Here is a 17,736-nt window from a genome sequence, read left to right as displayed (position 1 = left end):
CACATTGAAGAGACGATAACCGTCAGTAATCGCACGACAACACTAAGCCTTTCTACCTGGCAAGATATTTCACCTCATAACCCGAAATGCACGACATTCGTCAGATGCAGACGCTTAACACCTACTTCAGGTTTACTCCAATAAACCCGCATTCTTTCCCCAAGTTCCCCCACAACACAACAACCTGCGCTACATGACATACCGCCCTCCGGCCGGCCGGCGTCCGGCTCCCGTGACGTCCGGCTCCAGTACTGACTCCGACTCCAGTACTGACTCCGGCTCCAGCCCGTCAGGGCGTGGCCTCGCGGTCCACAGACCTGCTCTCCCGGCAGAGACCACACGAGTGCCTGTCGCGGACCACCGAACCAGGCCGGGCAGCCCAGGCGCGGGACGAGCGCGCCGCCGACGACTCACTCACCGCAGGAACACGTACGGCCATGCGGTGAGGCCAGTGACTGCAGAAACACGTACGGCCCGCACCGAGGGATCGGAGCGGGCCGTACGGCGGTGCGGGCAGGGCCGGTCACCGCGGAAACGCGTACGGCCCGCGCCGACGTATCGGTGCGGGCCGTACGGTGGTGCGGGTGGGGCTAGTGGCCGTGGCCGTGGCCGTGACCCTGGCCGGCGGAGGCCTCCTCCTCCTCGGGCTTGTCCACCACGAGAACCTCGGTGGTGAGCAGCATGCCCGCGATGGAGGCGGCGTTCTGGACGGCCGAGCGGGTGACCTTGACCGGGTCGATGACGCCCTGCGAGAGCAGGTCGCCGTACTCGCCGGTGGCGGCGTTGAGGCCGTGACCGGGCTTGAGCTCGGCGATCTTGTGCGTGACGACGTAACCCTCAAGGCCGGCGTTCTCGGCGATCCAACGGGACGGCTCGACCAGCGAGCGGCGCACGATGGCGACACCGGTGGCCTCGTCGCCCGTGAGGCCGAGGTCGTCGAGCTCCTTGGAGACGTGGATCAGCGCGGAGCCACCGCCGGAGACGATGCCCTCCTCGATCGCGGCGCGCGTCGCGGAGATCGCGTCCTCGAGGCGGTGCTTCTTCTCCTTGAGCTCCACCTCGGTGGCCGCGCCGACACGCAGCACGCACACACCGCCGGCGAGCTTGGCCAGGCGCTCCTGGAGCTTCTCGCGGTCCCAGTCGGAGTCCGACTGCTCGATCGCGAGCTTGATCTCCTTGACCCGGTCCTCGATGGCCTTGGCGTCACCGGCGCCGTCGACGATGGTCGTGGCGTCCTTGGTGACGACGATGCGACGGGCGGTGCCGAGCACCTCCAGACCGACGTTCTCCAGCTTGAGGCCGATCTCCTCGCTGACGACCTGGCCACCCGTGAGGATGGCGATGTCCTGCAGCATCGCCTTGCGGCGGTCGCCGAAGCCGGGGGCCTTGACGGCGACAGAGGTGAAGGTGCCGCGGATCTTGTTGGTGACCAGAACGGCCAGGGCCTCGCCCTCGACGTCCTCGGCGACCACCAGCAGCGGCTTCTTGCTCTGCGCGATCTGCTCCAGCAGCGGCAGGAAGTCCGCGATGGAGGAGACCTTGCCCTGGGTGAGCAGGATGTAGGCGTCCTCCAGGACGGCCTCCATGCGCTCGGAGTCCGTGACCATGTAGGCCGACAGGTAGCCCTTGTCGAACTGCAGGCCCTCGGTGAACTCGAGCTCCATGCCCATGGCGTTGGACTCTTCGACGGTGAGCACACCGTCCTTGCCCACCTTGTCGAACGCCTCGGCGATCAGCTCGCCGATCTGGGCGTCCTGCGCGGAGATCGTCGCGACATTGGCGATCTCCTTCTTGTCCTCGACCGGACGGGCGCTGGCGAGCAGCTTGTCGCTGACGGCCTTGGCGGCCTGGTCGATGCCGCGCTTGAGCGACAGCGGCGAGGCGCCGGCGGCCACGTTGCGCAGGCCCTCGCGGACCATCGCCTGGGCCAGGACGGTCGCGGTGGTGGTGCCGTCACCCGCGACGTCGTTGGTCTTGGTGGCAACTTCCTTGGCGAGCTGGGCGCCGAGGTTCTCGTAACGCTCCTCCAGCTCGATCTCACGAGCGATGGTCACGCCGTCGTTCGTGATCGTCGGTGCACCGAACTTCTTGTCGATGACGACGTTGCGGCCACGGGGGCCGAGGGTAACCTTTACGGCGTCCGCGAGGGCGTTGACGCCGCGCTCAAGCGCGCGGCGGGCGTTCTCGTCGAATTCCAGGATCTTCGCCATTTTGCTGAGAGTCCTCTCCTGGCGTCGAAGGCCCCGAACGCGGTATGCGCCCGGGGCCCCGACACAACCGGCTTACTTCTCGATGATCGCGAGAACGTCGCGGGCGGAGAGCACGAGGTACTCCTCGCCGCCGTACTTGACCTCGGTGCCGCCGTACTTGCTGTAGAGGACGATGTCGCCCTCACTGACGTCGAGCGGAATCCGCTTGTCGCCGTCCTCATCCCAGTTGCCGGGACCCACCGCGAGGACCTTGCCCTCTTGCGGCTTCTCCTTGGCGGTGTCCGGGATGACCAGACCGGAAGCGGTGGTCTGCTCTGCCTCAAGCGGCTGAACCACAATGCGGTCGCCGAGCGGCTTAACGGGAACCTTGGTGGCGGTCGTCACGATCGGACCTCCCCTTCAGATTTGAATGATCTAGAAGAGGCGACCAGCGGGGCCTGCCGTCGCGGGTGCCAGACCTGCCTCGTCGCACATTGGCACTCTCAAGGGGAGAGTGCCAACAGGAAACATATGCAAGAGGGGCTTGACAGTCAACACGAACTCGTCTGCTGAGAGCGATCAGGGGCCCAAGTCTTCTCCGAGGTGACCCCAGGTTGGCACACTGCCTGGAGTCCCAGCCTAGGGGCATTCGGGACGATCCCCCCGCACGTCACGTCGGCGCGCCGCACCGGCTCGCGACCTCCGGGAAGTACGGCGGACCGGCGGGTCCGGTGAGGGCGCTAACGTCGTATGTCGTGGACCTTGAGGCCTTTCGTGAGCTGCTGACGCCGCGCGGCCTGCGGGCGCTCGGCGAGGCCGAGGAGCTCGTGGGCGCCGACCCGGTCGTGGCCGCCACGAAGCTGCGCAGGACCTACGACGCCGCCCTCACCTCGGCCGCGCTCACCCAGGCCGGGCTCAGGGACCGGGCGAGGGCGAAGTTCGGCGCGAACGCGGCGCGGATGTACTTCACGCCGCACGGCCTGGAGCAGGCGACCCGCGCCGAGGTGGCCGAGCACCGCGCCCGCCGCCTGGCCTCCGGGACCGGCCTGCGGGTGGTGGACGCGTGCTGCGGCATCGGCGGCGACCTGGTGGCGCTGGCCCGCGCGGGCTGCACCGTGGACGCGGTGGACACCGACCCGCTGACCGTCGCCGTCGCCACGGCGAACGCCGAGGCGCTCGGCCTCGCCGACCGGGTCACGGTCACCCTGGCCGACGCCGCGTCGGTTACGCCAGAGGCGTACGACGTGCTGTTCGCCGACCCCGCGCGCCGCACCTCCAGAGGCAGGACGTTCGACCCCCTGGCCTACTCGCCGCCCTGGCCGGTGGTGCTGGATCTGGTGTCCAGGTCGCGGCGCGCCTGCCTCAAGGCGGCCCCGGGGATCCCGTACGAGTTCATCCCCGATGACGCCGAGGCCGAGTGGGTGTCGTACCGGGGCGAGGTCAAGGAGGCCACCCTCTGGGTCAGCCGTTCTGCCGACGCGGCCGAGCGGACGGGCGCGGGCAGGACGGACGCGAGCGGGGCGGGTTCGAGCGGGGCGGGCGCGGGCGGGGCGGGTGAGGGCGGGGCGGGTGAGGAGCGGATCGGCAGGCGGGCCACGTTGCTGCCCGGCCCGCACACCCTGGCCGCCACCGGCGTGCGGGCGTCCACGGGACCGGTCGGGCGTTATGTGTACGAGCCCGACGGAGCCGCCATCCGCGCGCATCTCGTCGGCGAGGTGGCCGAGCTGGTGCACGGCCGGCTCCCCGACCCGATGATCGCCTACATCTCCGGCGACGAGCCGATCGACACTCCCTGGGCCGCGAGGTACGCAGTCGACGAGGTGCTGCCCTTCTCTCTCAAACGCCTCCGCACCGCACTCCGCGACCGCCAAATCGGAAATGTCACCATCAAAAAGCGCGGCTCGGCGGTAGATATCGAGCGCCTGCGCCGCGACCTCCGACTTTCCGGCGATAAATCCACCGTAATCATCCTGACCAGGATTATGGACAGGCCGTCAGTCATCATCTGTGACCCCACCCCACCTGCATAAATGACAAAGCAGGGCGATTCATCGATAAGCACGACGTTCTCTCTCGCCCCTGACGGACCTTGATCGAAAGGCTATGGTGGCGGGCGGGAGTTCTCCCCCTATCGCGGTGAGCCGTGTTCTCCTTCTTCCATTTTGCAAACCGGACTCGCTACGCGGCAGACCGTCGACGAGCGAAGGAGCCTTTCGGTGGATCATTCGAACCACACCACCCTTCTGCAAGCAGGCGGCCAGACCGCCATCTCCGACAGGATGCGGGAGTTGCTGGCGCGTGCCGCGCAGGATCACGTGTACGAGCAGCGCACGCAGGGAGCCGTCCTCGACGAGATCCGCCAGCGGCTTGAGGGGATGGAGTGGCTTCTTCGCGAGGTGCGCGAGCGCGAGCTGGGAGGTCTGAGCGGCACCCTTGAGACGGTGAGCGGACGCCTCGACGACATCGCCGCCAAGCCGCCGATGTGGGCCGAAGGGCTGGCGCAGCACGTCGAGGCGGTGCGCGACCACGTCGACGCCGTCGGCGAACAGGTCGACGGCGTCGACTCCCGGGTGGAGTCGGTGCACGAGCGCGTGCACCCGGTCCTGGAGCTGCCGAAGCTGCGCGCCGATCTCAGCGTCGTGAGCGAGGGGGTCGAGGAGACGCTCAGCCGGCTGCAGTCGGTGCTCGAGGTGACCGACGGCATGACCCGGCGGATGGGCGACTTCACCACCAGGCTCGCCCAGGTGAGCGCCGGCATGGAGGTCGCCGCCGGCCGGTTCAACCGGATCGACAAGTCACTGGCCGAGCTCAACGCCCGCACCGACCGGGTCGAGGGGGTGGTGCTGGACCTGTCCGACAGCTTCGACGAGCGGCTGGCCGCGACCGCCGAGCAGCTCACCGCCTCGACAGACCGGGTCAGCGTCAAGGTGGACGCCGTCGAGCAGCGCCTGACCGGCCGCCTGGACGACACCGAGCAGTCCCTCGGCGTCCGGCTCGACGACACCGAGCAGCGCCTCGCCGGCCGCGTGCACGACCTCTCGGGGCGCGTGGACAGCAGGGTCGACAAGGTCGACGGCCGGCTGGTCGCCATCGACTCCCGCCTGACCAGCGTCGACAACCGCTTCGAAAGCGCCGACGAGTCCCTGACCGACCTCGGCACCCGCCTGGCCGGCGTCGACCACCGCTTCGAAAGCGCCGACAGGTCCCTGACCGACCTCAGCGCCCGCCTGCAAGGTGTGGACTCACGGCTGACGTCCGTGGACACCCGGCTCGTCTCCATGAACGACGAGCTGGACGCCCGCCTGGCCGGTCACGACGGGCGCTTCGACGCCCTCGACGAGCACCTGACCGAGACCGCCGCCCGCGGCGAGGACCGCTTCAACGGCCTGGACACGCATCTGAAGTCCCTGGACGAGCGGCTGGAGGCGGCCGAGGAACACCTGACCACCCGGGTCGACGGCCTCGACGCCCACCTGACCGGCCTCACCACCCACTCCGAGCAGGTCGGCGAGACGCTGGAGTCCGTGGGCCGCCGCATCGGCCAGCTCCCCGAAGCGCTGGCCATCGACGAGCGCCTCGGCGAGCTGCTCGACTCCCACCGGGCCGACCACGCCGAGCGCCTGGCCGAGGCGGCCGCCGCGCTCACCGAGGCGGTCAGCTCCCGCCCGGACCGCGAGGCGCTGGCCGAGACGGTGTCCGAGACGGTGACCGGCATCGTCGAGCCCGCCACCGCCGACCTCAACAAGCGCCTCGGCGCCCTGGAGGAGACCATGCTGGCCCTCGCCGAGGCCCTCCTGCGGCCCACCCGCGCCAAGGACTGAGAGCCGCGACGGGCAGGCTCAGACGTGGGCCGTCGTGCTGGGCAGGCTCAGACGTGGACCGTCGTGATGGGCATCGAGGAGTCGGCGGGGATCTCCAGCGACGACGGGGTGACACCGGCCGCCACCAGGTCGGAGCCCAGCGCGGCGACCATGGCGCCGTTGTCGGTGCACAGCCCGGGGCGGGGGACGCGCAGCCGTACGCCGGCCGCGTCGCACCGCTCCTGGGCCAGGGCGCGCAGCCGCGAGTTCGCCGCCACACCGCCACCGATCAGCAGGTCGCCCACGTCGTACTTACGGCAGGCCTGCAGCGCCTTGCGGGTCAGCACGTCGACCACCGCCTCCTGGAACGAGGCCGCCACGTCCGGCACGTGGATGCGCTCCCCCGCCGACTCGCGCGCCTCCACCCAGCGGGCGACGGCGGTCTTCAGCCCTGAGAAGGAGAAGTCAAGCGTGCCGTCGTCCATCTTGCCCCGGGGGAAGGCGACGGCGGTGCCGGAGCCCGAGGTGGCGGCCTTGTCGATGTAGGGGCCGCCCGGGAACGGCAGCCCGAGCACCCGTGCCACCTTGTCGAACGCCTCCCCCGCCGCGTCGTCCACGGTGGAGCCGAGCGAGATGACGTCCTGGGCCACGTCGGGCACCAGCAGCAGCGAGGAGTGGCCACCCGAGACCAGCAGGGCGATGCACGGCTTGGGCAGCGGCCCGTGCTCCAGCTGGTCCACCGCGACGTGCGCGGCCAGGTGGTTGACGCCGTAGAGGGGGATGCCGAGGCCGAGCGCGTAGGCCTTGGCCGCGGCCACGCCGACCAGCAGCGCGCCGGCCAGCCCCGGCCCGGCGGTGACCGCGATGGCGTCGATGTCGGAGAACTTCAGCCCGGCCTGGGCCAGCGCCGCCTCCACGGTGGGCGTCATCGCCTCCAGGTGGGCTCGCGAGGCCACCTCGGGCACCACGCCGCCGAAGCGGGCGTGCTCGTCCATGCTGGAGGCGATCGTGTTGGCCAGCAGGGTGTGACCGGTGACGATCCCGATGCCGGTCTCGTCGCAGGACGTCTCGATGCCCAGGACCAGCGGTGCGTCAGCCATCCAGCTTTCTCCTCATCATGATCGCATCGGTGCCGTCGTCGTAGTAGCGGCGCCGGACGCCGATCTCCTCGAACCCGAAATGCTGGTAGACGCCACGAGCGACCGGATTGTCCTCCCGGACCTCCAGGAAGACCTCCCGTGCGCCCCGCTCCCGCGCCTCCCGCAGCAGCTCGGCCAGCATCGCGCCGCCGATGCCGGTGCCGCGGTGGGACTCCAGCACCGCGATGGTCTGCACGTCGGCCTGGTCGGCGGCGACGGCAAGCCCCGCGTAGGCGACGATCTGGCCGTCGGCCTCGGCCACCACGTAGTGCCTGGTGCGCGGCTGGTCGGCGAGCTCGCCGCGCATCATGCCCTCGCTCCACGCGTCGTACGGGAACGTCGCCTGCTCGATCGCCATCACGACCGGCAGATCGGCCACGGTCATCGGCCGCAGCTTCACGCCGTCACCCTCTTGGGCGTGCCGGGCACGACCGCGTCGGGCCGGCGCAGGTAGACAGGGTGCGGCTGGTCGAGCGGCGTCCCCGCCGCGATGCGCTCGGCCGCGAGCGCGGCCAGGAAGCCGGCGTACGGATAGGCGGGGTCGTGCGCCTGGCCGAGTGTCTCGGGGTAGAGCCCGGCGCCGGCGCCCACCACCGGCAGTCCGTCGACGGGGACGTCGGCGGGCCGGACGACGGACGGGCCGTCGAGCCTGGTGCGCCGGTCGGCGTAGCGGGCCCAGAACACCTCCTTGCGCCGCGCGTCGGTGGCGACCAGGAACGGCTCGTCCAGGCCGCTGCCGAAGGCGACGGCGTCGAGGGTGCAGATGCCGTAGGCCGGCACGCCTAGCGTGGTGGCGAGGCCCTGCGCGGTCATCAGCCCGACCCGCAGGCCGGTGTAGGGGCCGGGGCCGCTGCCCGCGACCACGGCGGTGACGTCACGCAGCGACACGCCCGCTTCCGCCAGCACCCGCTCGACGGTCGGCGCCAGCAGCTCGCCGTGACGCCGGGCGTCGATCGTGGTGGATTCGGAGAGCACTCGCTCCCCGTCGTGAAGCGCGGCGGTGACGGCGGGGGTAGCGGTATCGAAAGCCAGGACCAGCACGACTGACTAGCCTACCCGCAGTGCAGGTCAGACCCAGCCGGTTCGTCGCCTGAGCCACTCCAGCGCGACGACGCCCTGCGCCCGCTGGAACGCCCTGAGCGTATGCAGGCCGGGCGGAGGCGGCTGCCGGCCCTGGCTGACGAAATAGCCGGCGAGCGCGGCGATCACCTTGGTGACGCCGGGGTTCGGGTCGGAGAAGAGCTCGTGCGGCGGCGGCCCGCCCTGCATGCCGACCGACGGCAGCATGGCCACCACGTCGAACCAGGGCGCGCCCACGCAGGCCCACGGCCAGTCCACGACGTAGACGCGCTCGGGGGTGAGCAGGACGTTGTCGGCGCGCACATCACCGTGCAGGAGTGTGTCGCCCGCCGCCGCCTCGGCCCAGCCGGACTCCAGCCCGGCCAGCGCGTCGAGGTGGCGCAGCGCCCACGGGTCCAGCCCGGTGGCGTCCCCGGCGCACATCCAGCGCCAGCCGTGGAAGGAGGCGCCGAACGCCTCGGCGATCGGCGGCGCGTCGATCGGGGACGGCGTCAGCTCGGCGGACATCCGCTCGACCGCCGACCTGACCCGGTCGAGCTCGTCGCGGCGCCACGGCAGCGCCGGGTGGCGGCCCTCGACGTCCTCGAACGCCAGCACCACCCAGCCGTCGACCTCGAAGGTGGTGAGCAGGCGGGGAGCCGGGACCGAGGCGGGGAGCGCGGCGGCGATCCGGGCCTCGGCGCGGTAGATGCGGACGGCCTCGGGGTTCGGCTCGGGGCCGACGGCCTTGACGAAGAGCCGGCGTCCGTCGGCCCCGCGCAGCCGCACCGCCGCCGCCGGGGAGAACCCGCCCTGCTGCGTGACCGCCTCGGCCACGGGCCCGCCGAGCAGCTTCTCGACCGCGGCGCGCACGCCCGGGTGCACCTCGGCCCACGGGACTCGGGCTCCCGCCGCGGGCGGGCTGGTGTCGACGCTCATGCACCCCATGCTCCCGGAGCGCGCAACCGAATTTCAGGCGCGGGAGGCGTACACGATGATGTTGTCGAGATACTCGCCCGCGGCGCGGTCGAACTTGCCGCCGCAGGTCACCAGCTTGAGCCCGTCGTCGACGTACACCCGCCTGAGCGGGAAGTCGTCCTTGTGGACCTGCTCGACGTCGTCGACCTTGTACGTGACGACCTTGCCGTCGCTGCGCTCCACCTTGACGATCTCGCCCTTGCGCACGTTCCTGAGCTTGTAGAACACGGCCGGCGCGGTCTTGGTGTCGACATGGCCGACGATCACCGAGGCGCCCTTGTCGCCCGGCACGGCGCTGCCGGTGTACCAGCCGGCCATCTCGGGCTTCTCGTAGGGCGGCAGCTCGACCTCGCCGTCCTTGAGCCCGAGCTTCATCAGCGGGGCCTCGATGTCGATCGAGGCGATCTCGATGCTCTTCGGCACGATCGCGGCAGCCGTCTCGGGGGTGGACTGCATGCTCTTGCCGAAGGCGACCAGCACCAGCCCGGTCACGGCGCCGGCGAGCACCACCCGCCCGGGACGCGCCATCGCTAGGACCGGCTGCGGCGCTTGACCGCCACCCCTATCCCGACGGCCATGGCCAGGCCGAGCGCCAGGCCGACGCCGCCGAGCGGGATGGAGGAGCCTTCGTCGACCTCCTGGCCGAAGGTGCCGCCGCCGCCCGCCCTGGGCGCCCTGGTGGGCACGTCACTGGGCAGCGGGTCGGCTCGGGTGACTCTCAGGGTGGCCCGGCCGACGTGGTTGGTGCCGTCGCACTTGACGTCCACGGGGTAGGAGCCACGCTTGACGGTGCCGGAGACCTGGGCCTGGCCGCGCACCCACGCGCCGGAGGGCGAGCCGGTGGCGGCCGGGGTGGCGGTCGCGGACGTGGCGGGGGATAACGAGACCCCGGACAGGAAGGCTCTGGAGGTGGCGGTGCCGGTGTGGGCGGGGCCGCCCGAGGGCTCGGGGCAGTTGGCCAGGATCCACACGGTCGAGGTCTCGCCGGCGGTGACGCTGTCGGGGTTGAGCTGGACCGAGATGGCCTGCCGGGTGGCGGTCGCCGTGGGGCTGGCCGACGTGGTGGCCGCGGGGCTGCCTGTGGGGCTGCCCGTGGGAGACGCGGTCCCGGTCGGAGTCTGTGAGCTCGCCGGTGGTGTTTGCGCCTCCGCTGCGCATCCCACGAGGCCGATCATGACGATGGCTCCCGCGTACGCGACTCGCCTGACCCTGAGCACCCGTCGCACCCCACTCCGCCGTCTTTCACCAAGCATCCATCAAACTATGGATGCCGCCCCTCCTGAATACCCAGAATTTCTGGGCCAACCCTTACCAATGATCATGTTTCCTGGCATCGGCGAGTCGCGTCAAGGGTGACAGGATGATCGGGGCTTGGTGGCGGTTTTACTCTTAGTCCGTTTCAGACGGCGTGTCGTCCACCTTCACGCCCGCCCATCTGGGTCCGACGCCGCGCAGCGTGACCATCCGCGCCTCGTCGCCGGCCTCGCGGTCGATGTGGATCTCCAGCCGCTCCTCGGACAGTCCTTCGACCAGACCCTCGCCCCACTCGACGACCGTCACCGACTCCTCCAGGGAGGCGTCGAGGTCGAGGTCGTCCACTTCGAGGTCGCCGCCGAGCCGGTAGGCGTCGGCGTGCACGAGCGGCGGGCCGCCGCACAGCGACGGGTGCACCCTGGCGATCACGAAGGTGGGCGAGGTGATCGGCCCGCGCACCTTGAGCCCTTCGCCCACGCCCTGCACCAGCGTGGTCTTGCCGGCGCCGAGCGGGCCGGACAGGACCAGCAGATCACCCGGCCTGAGCAGGGCGGCCAGGCGGGTGCCGTACGCGCGCATCTCCTCCGCTGTGGGCAGTCTCACTGGATCTCCACCTGCTTGATCAGGTCGCGCAGCGCGTCGTTGACCACCCCGGGGCGCTCCAGCTGGATCAGGTGGGAGGTGTCGGGCACCTCGGTGAGCTGCGCCTTGGGCAGCGCCTCGGCCATCGCCCTGCTGTGGTCGGGCGGTGTCAGCCAGTCCTTGTCGCCCACCACGATCGCCGTCGGGATCGGGTCGAGCACGTGCAGCGCCGACAGCTTGTCGTGGTTCATCAGCGCGGGGTAGAAATCGGCGACGACCTCGGTCGGCGTCCCCCTGATCATGGACTCGGCGAAGTCGACCAGGGTGGGGCTGATGTTGCGTGAGTCGCCGAAGCCCATGTAGCGGGTCATCAGGAAGGCGATGTCGCTGCCCACGTCGCGGGTGCGGTCGACCAGCGCGCCCCTGCGGCCCAGGAGGGACACCGTCGTGGGCGCCACCTTGTGGACGACCTTCGACACCAGGGCGGGCAGCCCGAGGGTCAGCTCGGCCAGCTTGCCGGCCGAGGTGGCGATCAGCGCGACGCCCCGGATCCGGTCGCCGAACAGCTCGGGCCGGCGGTCGGCGAGCGCCATGACGGTCATGCCGCCCATGGAGTGGCCGACGAGCACACACGGCCCCGGCACGAACCGCTCGATCACCTCGGCCAGGTCCTCGCCGAGCCGGTCGATCGTGCTGTCGTCGGCCGCGCCGCGCTGGGAGCGGCCGTGGGAGCGCTGGTCCCAGAGCACCATGCGGTGGGTGTCGCGCAGGTCCTTGCGCTGGTAGTGCCAGGACTCCAGGTTGAGGCAGTAGCCGTGACAGAACACGATCGTCAGCGGGGCGTCCTGCGGGCCGTCGACCTCGACGTGCAGCGCCTTGCCGTCGGAGGTTGTCAGGGTGTGCTCGGTGCCGCCGAGCTCGCCGAACGGCTCGTTCGCCTCAAGGTCCGGCCGCAGCCTGATCCGGCCCACGGCGTAGCGCTTGGCCAGCGCCGCCGCGGCCACCCCGGCGGAGGCGGCGCCGACGATCGCGCCGGCGATTCCGACCTTTCGGCGTGTTGTGGTCGTCATGGACCCCATCCTTCGTACACCCGCGGCACCCGCGATCCGATCCTGGTCACGATCTCATGCGTGATGGTGCCGAGGTTATCGGCCCACTCCTGAGCGGTCGGCTCGCCCTGGGTGCCCGGCCCGAACAGGATGACCTCGTCGCCCGCGACCATGGGGTCGTCGCCCATGTCGAGCACGAACTGGTCCATGCAGACCCGGCCCGTCACGAGCCTCCGGCGGCCGCCGGCCAGCACCTCGGCCTTCCCCGTCGCGTGCCGGAGTATCCCGTCGGCGTAGCCGAGCGGCACCAGGGCGAGCGTGGTCTCGCGATCGGTGACGTAAAGGTGCCCGTAGGAGACGCCGGAGCCCTCCGGGACCCGCTTGGCCATCGCGATCCGCGCCACGAGGGTCATCGCCTGTCTGAGCCCGAAGTCGCCCTGCTCGGGGATCGGGCTGAGGCCGTAGGCGGCGATGCCGCATCTGACGAGGTCGTAGTGGGATCTGGGCAGGGTCATGGTGGCGGCGGAGTTGGCCAGGTGCCTGATCACGTGGGATCCGGCGGCCCCCGCCTGCTCCGCCAGCTTCAGTGCCGTCTCGAACGCCTCCAGCTGCGCGTCGATCGCCGGGTGCCCGGGGATGTCGGCGCAGGCGAAGTGCGACCAGAGCCCGGCGATCTCGACGGCGCCCTCGGCCTGCAGCTCCAGCGCCCGGCGCAGCAGGCCGGGCCAGGCGGCGAGCGGCGCGCCACCCCGGCTCATGCCGGTGTCGGCCTCCAGGTGGGTGCGGGCGGTACGCCCGGTGCGCCGGGCGGCGGCGGCGATCTCGTCGAGCAGCCGCTCGTCGGAGGCGGACAGCTCGATGCCGGCCTGGAGCGCCTCGTCGAGCGGCTCCTCCGGCGTGATGAGCCACGACAGCACCGGCGCGGTGATCCCGCCCGCGCGCAGCTCCAGGGCCTCGGCGATGAACGCGGTGCCGAGCATGGCCGCCCCGCCCGCCAGCATGGCCCGGGAGGAGGGCACGAGCCCGTGCCCGTAGGCGTCGGCCTTGACGGCGGCCATCAGCTCGGCGCCCCCGGCGCGCTCCTTGAGCAGCGCCACGTTGTGCCTGATCGCGGCCAGGTCGACCCGCGCCTGCGCGGGCGTCGCCATCGGGTTGTCCATACCTACCAGTCTGTCAGTTCGTGCGCGTGGTCGAGCGGGGTTTCGCCGCTCAGCGCCCGGATGGCGGCCGGCACCGCCTCGGCCACCTCGGCCGCGGTGAGCGGCGCGCCACGGGCCGCGATCCGGGCCGCCAGCCCGTGCAGATAGGCGCCGCACGACCCGGCGTCGTAGCAGCTCAGCCCCTGGGCGAGCAGCGAGCCCGCGACGCCGGACAGCACGTCTCCGGTGCCGCCCGCCGCCAGCCAGGGCGTGCCGGTGCCGTTGACCCGCACCGGCGAGCCCTCCTCGGCCACGACCGTGGTGGACCCCTTGAGCAGCACCGTGACGCCGAGCCCGGCCGCCGCCGCACGGGCGTGCTCCAGCCTGCCCGCCTCGATCTCGGCGCGGCCGGCTCCGGTCAGCCGCGCCAGCTCGCCCGCGTGCGGGGTGATCAGGACCGGGCTGGTACGGCGCAGCGATGCGACATCCTTGGCCACCAGGTTGAGGCCGTCGGCGTCGACCAGCACGGGCACGTCCGAGGCGAGCACCCTGGCGACCAGTTCGCGTGCCCAGCGACCGGTGCCGAGCCCGGGGCCGAGCACCCACGCCTGCACGCGGCCGACGCCGTCGATCGACGGCTCGTCCAGCTCGGTGATGACCGCCTCCGGCCAGCGGGCGCGCACCTGCGCCGCGGGGCGGCTCGGACCGGCGTAACGCACCATGCCCGCGCCGGCCCGCAGCGCGCCGCCCACGGCGAGCACGGCGGCGCCGGTGTACTGGTCGCTGCCGGCGGCGATGCCGACCACGCCCCTGCGGTACTTGTCGGATTCGTTGCCGGGTCGCGGCAGCCGCCCGGCGACCTCGGCGCGGGTCAGCGCGGTGGCGTCCGGGCCGGGCAGGTAGGCGTCGAGCCCGATGTCGACCAGCTCGATCCGGCCCGCGAAGGCGGCTCCCGGATCGACGAGCAGACCGGTCTTGCGGGCCCCCATCGTCACCGTGAGCAGCGCCCGCACGGCCGTGCCCGCCACCCGCCCGCTGCTCGCGTCCACGCCGCTGGGCACGTCCACGGCGACGACCGGGCCCGGGGCGGCGTTGGCGGCCTCGGCGAGGCGGGCGTAGGGCTCGCGCAGCGCGCCGGACGCGCCGATCCCGACCAGTCCGTCGACGATGAGGTCGGCCGCGCCGACGACGTCCTCGCCCGCGACCACCCCGCCGGCCTCCTGGAGGGCGCGCAGCCCAGCCTGGTGCGTCCTTGAGCCGGCGAGCACGGCCTCGACCCTGGCTCCGCGCCGGGCCAGCACGGCGCCGGCGTAGAGGGCGTCGCCGCCGTTGTCGCCGCTGCCCACGAGGAGCACGACGCGGCTGCCGTACACCTTGCCGAGCAGGCCGGCGCAGACGGCGGCGAGGCCCGTCGCGGCGCGCAGCATCAGCGTGCCCTCGGGCAGTCGTGCCATCAGCGCCTGTTCGGCGGCCCTGATCTGGTCGGCGGAGTAGGCGGCGATCACCTGCACCAAGCTATCCTTCGGCGATCACGTAAGCCATCGCCACCCCGCCGTCATGGCTGAGTGAGACGTGCCAGCGTTTCACCCCGAGCCCGTAGGCGGCCTCGGCGACCTTGCCGCTCACGTGCAGCTCGGGCTTGCCGCTCTCGTCGCAGCGCACCTCGGCCTCCAGGTGCCCGAGGCCCTTCGGGGCGCCCAGGGCCTTGGCGACGGCCTCCTTGGCCGCGAACCTGGCGGCCAGCGAGTGTGTCGCCAGCGGCCGCTCGATCTCGGTGAACAGCCTCTCGCGCAGCGCCGGCGTCCGCTCCAGCGCGGCCTCGAAGCGCGCGATGTCCACGACGTCCACGCCGATGCCCAGGATCATCCCACCAGGCTAACCAGCTAGAAAGCGCCTCGTTGCCAAGGACCCCAGATGGCGAAGGACCGGCCCTGCTTGGACTGCACGTTCACGTACAGGGTGTGGCCGCCGGGCCCGAACGTGGAGCCCGCGAACTCCGCCCCCGCGTCACCCGCGACCGGGGCGAGGCGGCAGAAGTCGAAGACGCCGCCCGCGCGGGTGAGCCCGCGCAGGTAGTTGTCGCCCTCACCGTCCTCGGACAGCACCAGCGTCCCGCGACCGCTGACGGTCACGTTGTCCGGCAGGTCCAGCGTCGCCGCGCGCGGCGACTGGTAGGCGAGCTTGAGCCTGCCGCTCCACGTCTCGTACGCCCACACCTGTCCCCTGCCCTTGCCGAATCCGTCCGGCGGGGTGTCGCCCTGCGCCGTGTCCCCGCCCTGGGTGGAGACGAAGTAGACGGTCCCCTGGTGGTAGACGGCGCCTTCGAGCCTGGAGAAGATCGCCCCGCCCGCGGCCCGGCCCTGCTTGCCGACCGCCTGCACGGCGTGGTCGTTCGACGGTCTGCCGGTGAAGGACGGGTCGGGCTCGTCGATGTCCACCCATTCGGTGCCGAAGGCGGCGCCCGGCGGGTGGCCCACCGAGAGGTCGGCGCTCTTCCTGCCCTTGACGGCGAGCATCTGGAGCCTGCCGCCGTCGAGCAGGCGGCCCGCCTGCGCCGGATGCCTCGGCGGGATGTACCGGTAGAAACCCGAGGGAAAGCCGAAGTTGTCCTCGGTCAGGTAGAGGGTGCCGGTCTGGGGGTCGAACGCCACCGACTCGTGCGCGAACCGGCCCGCGGACCTGATCGGCCTGGCGGTCGCCCGGCCCTTGAGCGGCACCTCGAAGATGTAGCCGTGCTTCTCGGTGAGCTTGGAGTTGTCGCCGCCGGTGTGGTCGTCGCCCACGTCGGGGCCGTTGACGGTCTCCTCGCAGCTCACCCAGGCGCCCCACGGCATGGGGCCGCCCGAGCAGTTCATCATGGTGCCGTTCAGCGACGGCAGGCTCTTGAGCACCTCGCCGTAGCGGCTCACCCGCAGGGTGGCGGTGCCGCCCCCGGCCATCGGGTCGTAGGCCCTGGCCCGGTCGCCGAAGGCCCCCACGGGTCCGTTGACCTCGTGGTTGCGGACCAGGATCGCGCTGCCGCGCGGCCCGGCGAACGCGGCCATCCCGTCGTGCCGGCCCGGCACGGCGCTGCCGTCGGAGAACTTCTCCCCCGCCGCGTTGAACGACCTGTACTTGAAGCCGTCCGGCAGGTGGAGCCTGACCACGCCGTCACGCTGGTCCCGCACCGGCCGCAGCCGCCCGTATCCGGGCGCCGGCCTGGCGCCTCCCTGGGCTCCCGCGCAGGCGACGCCCGCGAACGGCCCGGCGATCCCGGCGGCGATCGTGGCCGTGCGGGTGAGGAAACGACGACGGTCCACATGGCCTCCAGGTGAGTTTGCTATGGCACATTAGCCGCAGGCCCGTCGACATGCCGACGATTCGACCGGGCGGCCTCCTTTCCCCGAACTGACTATCGGTAATCCCCCGTTTTCATCCACAGCCTGTGGATATCCCCCTCCACCCCCGGCCGGAGCCCGGCTCTGACGCCGTCGCTACGCTGCCAAGGTGAACAACGGCTACGTTGAACTGAGCAGGGAGCAGTGGAGCGAACTCCGCAAGAACACGCCCTTGACTCTCACGGCGGAAGAGCTCGAAGAGCTACGAGGCGTCGACGACCCCATCGACCTCACCGAGGTCACCGACATCTACCTGCCGCTGACGCGGCTGCTGAACCTCCATTTCACCGGCTCCAAGGAGCGCAGCAGCGTGCTGAGCGCGTTCCTGGGCCACGCCGAACAGCGAGTTCCGTACATCCTGGGCATCGCGGGCAGTGTCGCGGTCGGCAAGTCGACCACGGCGCGACTGCTGCACACGCTGCTGGCCAGGTGGCCCGAGCACCCACACGTGGAATTGATCACGACCGACAGCTTCCTCTACCCCAACGCGGTGCTGGAGTCCAAGGGCATCATGCACCGCAAGGGCTTCCCGGAGAGCTATGACCGCAGAGGGCTGGTGCGGTTCGTGGCCGAGGTGAAGGCGGGCGCGCGCGAGGTGCGCGCTCCGGTCTACAGTCACCTTGAGTACGACATCGTCCCCGGCGAGGCGCAGATCGTGAAATGTCCCGACATCTTGATCATTGAGGGACTCAATGTCCTCCAGCCGGCCCCGCCCACCTCATTGGCGGTCAACGACTACTTCGACTTCTCCATCTACGTGGACGCCAAGGTCGAGAACATCCGCAACTGGTACGTCGACCGCTTCCACAAGCTCCGCCGCACCGCCTTCGAGGACCCCAAGTCCTACTTCCGCCACATCGCCGAGTTGTCCTATGAGGAGGCCACCGCCTTCGCGGTCAACGTCTGGCGCGACATCAACGAACGCAACCTGATCGAGAACATCGCCCCCACCCGGGGCCGCGCCGACCTGGTCATGCACAAGGGCGCCGACCACGCCGTCACGCGGGTACGGCTTCGCCGCACCTGAAAGCCTCCTCGAACAGGTAGGTCGCGAACCTGCCCGCACACTCCTGATCGTCGATGTCGGCGAACCAGCACTCCTCGCCGTGATCGTGGCACCTGTAGATCTGCATGGTCGGCAGCTTCCCCGACCAGAGTCAATGAGAATTC

Annotated in this window: 18 protein-coding genes; 3 read left to right on the top strand and 15 right to left on the bottom strand. The window is 71.1% G+C overall.

Annotation, left to right across the window (positions count from 1 at the left end):
* Positions 1–590: 590 nt before the first annotated feature.
* Together groL and groES are read right to left on the bottom strand one after the other, a co-directional pair.
* Positions 591–2,210 carry a chaperonin GroEL gene (groL, locus tag ACIBQX_RS23825; RefSeq protein WP_397007948.1) on the bottom strand — a complete coding sequence of 540 codons (1,620 nt, stop codon included), beginning with the start codon at positions 2,208–2,210 and terminating at the stop codon, positions 591–593.
* A 72-nt stretch (positions 2,211–2,282) separates the two neighbouring features.
* On the bottom strand, positions 2,283–2,597 hold the full coding sequence (groES, locus tag ACIBQX_RS23820) for a co-chaperone GroES (RefSeq protein WP_197093639.1): 315 nt from the start codon (positions 2,595–2,597) through the stop codon (positions 2,283–2,285).
* A 347-nt stretch (positions 2,598–2,944) separates the two neighbouring features.
* Here groES and ACIBQX_RS23815 point away from each other — a divergent pair, with 347 nt between their 5' ends.
* Together ACIBQX_RS23815 and ACIBQX_RS23810 are read left to right on the top strand one after the other, a co-directional pair.
* Positions 2,945–4,219 (top strand): methyltransferase domain-containing protein, encoded by a 1,275-nt coding sequence (locus tag ACIBQX_RS23815; protein WP_397007946.1) that lies wholly within the window; start codon positions 2,945–2,947, stop codon positions 4,217–4,219.
* Between the two features lie 186 nt (positions 4,220–4,405).
* Positions 4,406–6,010 carry a hypothetical protein gene (locus ACIBQX_RS23810; protein ID WP_397007944.1) on the top strand — a complete coding sequence of 535 codons (1,605 nt, stop codon included), beginning with the start codon at positions 4,406–4,408 and terminating at the stop codon, positions 6,008–6,010.
* A 47-nt stretch (positions 6,011–6,057) separates the two neighbouring features.
* Here ACIBQX_RS23810 and tsaD read toward each other — a convergent pair whose 3' ends face one another.
* The 12 genes from tsaD to ACIBQX_RS23750 form a co-directional block, all read right to left on the bottom strand.
* Positions 6,058–7,089, bottom strand: a complete 1,032-nt coding sequence (gene tsaD, locus ACIBQX_RS23805) for a tRNA (adenosine(37)-N6)-threonylcarbamoyltransferase complex transferase subunit TsaD (RefSeq protein WP_397007942.1) — start codon at positions 7,087–7,089, stop codon at positions 6,058–6,060.
* Positions 7,082–7,528, bottom strand: a complete 447-nt coding sequence (rimI, locus tag ACIBQX_RS23800; RefSeq protein ID WP_397007940.1) for a ribosomal protein S18-alanine N-acetyltransferase — start codon at positions 7,526–7,528, stop codon at positions 7,082–7,084. The genes tsaD and rimI overlap by 8 nt, the downstream gene beginning before the upstream one ends.
* Complete coding sequence (tsaB, locus tag ACIBQX_RS23795; protein WP_397007938.1) at positions 7,525–8,169, bottom strand: tRNA (adenosine(37)-N6)-threonylcarbamoyltransferase complex dimerization subunit type 1 TsaB; 645 nt, start codon at positions 8,167–8,169, stop codon at positions 7,525–7,527. Before tsaB ends, rimI begins: the two co-directional genes overlap by 4 nt.
* A 27-nt stretch (positions 8,170–8,196) precedes the next feature.
* Positions 8,197–9,126 carry a phosphotransferase gene (locus ACIBQX_RS23790; RefSeq protein WP_397007936.1) on the bottom strand — a complete coding sequence of 310 codons (930 nt, stop codon included), beginning with the start codon at positions 9,124–9,126 and terminating at the stop codon, positions 8,197–8,199.
* Between the two features lie 33 nt (positions 9,127–9,159).
* Positions 9,160–9,693 carry a class F sortase gene (locus tag ACIBQX_RS23785; RefSeq protein WP_397007934.1) on the bottom strand — a complete coding sequence of 178 codons (534 nt, stop codon included), beginning with the start codon at positions 9,691–9,693 and terminating at the stop codon, positions 9,160–9,162.
* Positions 9,694–9,695: 2 nt separating this feature from the next.
* A complete protein-coding gene (locus ACIBQX_RS23780) occupies positions 9,696–10,382 on the bottom strand; it encodes a hypothetical protein (protein WP_397007932.1) in 687 nt (228 codons plus the stop codon).
* A gap of 172 nt (positions 10,383–10,554) precedes the next feature.
* Entirely contained in the window at positions 10,555–11,022 is a 468-nt protein-coding gene (gene tsaE, locus ACIBQX_RS23775; protein WP_397007930.1) for a tRNA (adenosine(37)-N6)-threonylcarbamoyltransferase complex ATPase subunit type 1 TsaE, read from the bottom strand.
* The gene (locus ACIBQX_RS23770) at positions 11,019–12,071 is read right to left on the bottom strand and encodes an alpha/beta fold hydrolase (RefSeq protein ID WP_397007928.1); all 1,053 of its coding nucleotides are present in this window, start codon (positions 12,069–12,071) and stop codon (positions 11,019–11,021) included. Before ACIBQX_RS23770 ends, tsaE begins: the two co-directional genes overlap by 4 nt.
* Positions 12,068–13,198 carry an alanine racemase gene (gene alr / locus ACIBQX_RS23765; RefSeq protein ID WP_397008825.1) on the bottom strand — a complete coding sequence of 377 codons (1,131 nt, stop codon included), beginning with the start codon at positions 13,196–13,198 and terminating at the stop codon, positions 12,068–12,070. Before alr ends, ACIBQX_RS23770 begins: the two co-directional genes overlap by 4 nt.
* Before the next feature lie 14 nt (positions 13,199–13,212).
* Positions 13,213–14,694, bottom strand: coding sequence for an NAD(P)H-hydrate dehydratase (locus ACIBQX_RS23760; RefSeq protein WP_397008823.1), 1,482 nt, complete (start codon positions 14,692–14,694; stop codon positions 13,213–13,215).
* 10 nt (positions 14,695–14,704) lie between these two features.
* Complete coding sequence (locus ACIBQX_RS23755) at positions 14,705–15,055, bottom strand: holo-ACP synthase (RefSeq protein ID WP_397007926.1); 351 nt, start codon at positions 15,053–15,055, stop codon at positions 14,705–14,707.
* A gap of 17 nt (positions 15,056–15,072) precedes the next feature.
* Positions 15,073–16,488 (bottom strand): PhoX family protein, encoded by a 1,416-nt coding sequence (locus tag ACIBQX_RS23750; protein WP_397007924.1) that lies wholly within the window; start codon positions 16,486–16,488, stop codon positions 15,073–15,075.
* Between the two features lie 187 nt (positions 16,489–16,675).
* Between ACIBQX_RS23750 and coaA the strand changes: the two genes are divergently transcribed.
* A complete protein-coding gene (gene coaA / locus ACIBQX_RS23745; protein WP_397007922.1) occupies positions 16,676–17,593 on the top strand; it encodes a type I pantothenate kinase in 918 nt (305 codons plus the stop codon).
* Here coaA and ACIBQX_RS23740 read toward each other — a convergent pair.
* A complete protein-coding gene (locus ACIBQX_RS23740) occupies positions 17,565–17,699 on the bottom strand; it encodes a hypothetical protein (protein WP_397007920.1) in 135 nt (44 codons plus the stop codon). The genes coaA and ACIBQX_RS23740 overlap by 29 nt on opposite strands.
* Positions 17,700–17,736 lie beyond the last annotated feature (37 nt).

This window comes from Nonomuraea sp. NPDC049714, from assembly GCF_044465295.1.
GTDB lineage: Bacteria > Actinomycetota > Actinomycetes > Streptosporangiales > Streptosporangiaceae > Nonomuraea.
Note: the sequence above shows the minus strand (reverse complement) of the source record. Positions and strands in the feature narration are given on the sequence as shown.

Coding starts and splice junctions, on each gene's coding strand:
- groL (WP_397007948.1), bottom strand. CDS start 2,210: ATGGCGAAGATCCTGGAATTCGACGAGAACGCCCGCCGCGCGCTTGAG.
- tsaD (WP_397007942.1), bottom strand. CDS start 7,089: ATGGCTGACGCACCGCTGGTCCTGGGCATCGAGACGTCCTGCGACGAG.
- ACIBQX_RS23790 (WP_397007936.1), bottom strand. CDS start 9,126: ATGAGCGTCGACACCAGCCCGCCCGCGGCGGGAGCCCGAGTCCCGTGG.
- ACIBQX_RS23785 (WP_397007934.1), bottom strand. CDS start 9,693: ATGGCGCGTCCCGGGCGGGTGGTGCTCGCCGGCGCCGTGACCGGGCTG.
- ACIBQX_RS23770 (WP_397007928.1), bottom strand. CDS start 12,071: ATGACGACCACAACACGCCGAAAGGTCGGAATCGCCGGCGCGATCGTC.
- alr (WP_397008825.1), bottom strand. CDS start 13,198: ATGGCGACGCCCGCGCAGGCGCGGGTCGACCTGGCCGCGATCAGGCAC.
- ACIBQX_RS23755 (WP_397007926.1), bottom strand. CDS start 15,055: ATGATCCTGGGCATCGGCGTGGACGTCGTGGACATCGCGCGCTTCGAG.
- ACIBQX_RS23740 (WP_397007920.1), bottom strand. CDS start 17,699: ATGCAGATCTACAGGTGCCACGATCACGGCGAGGAGTGCTGGTTCGCC.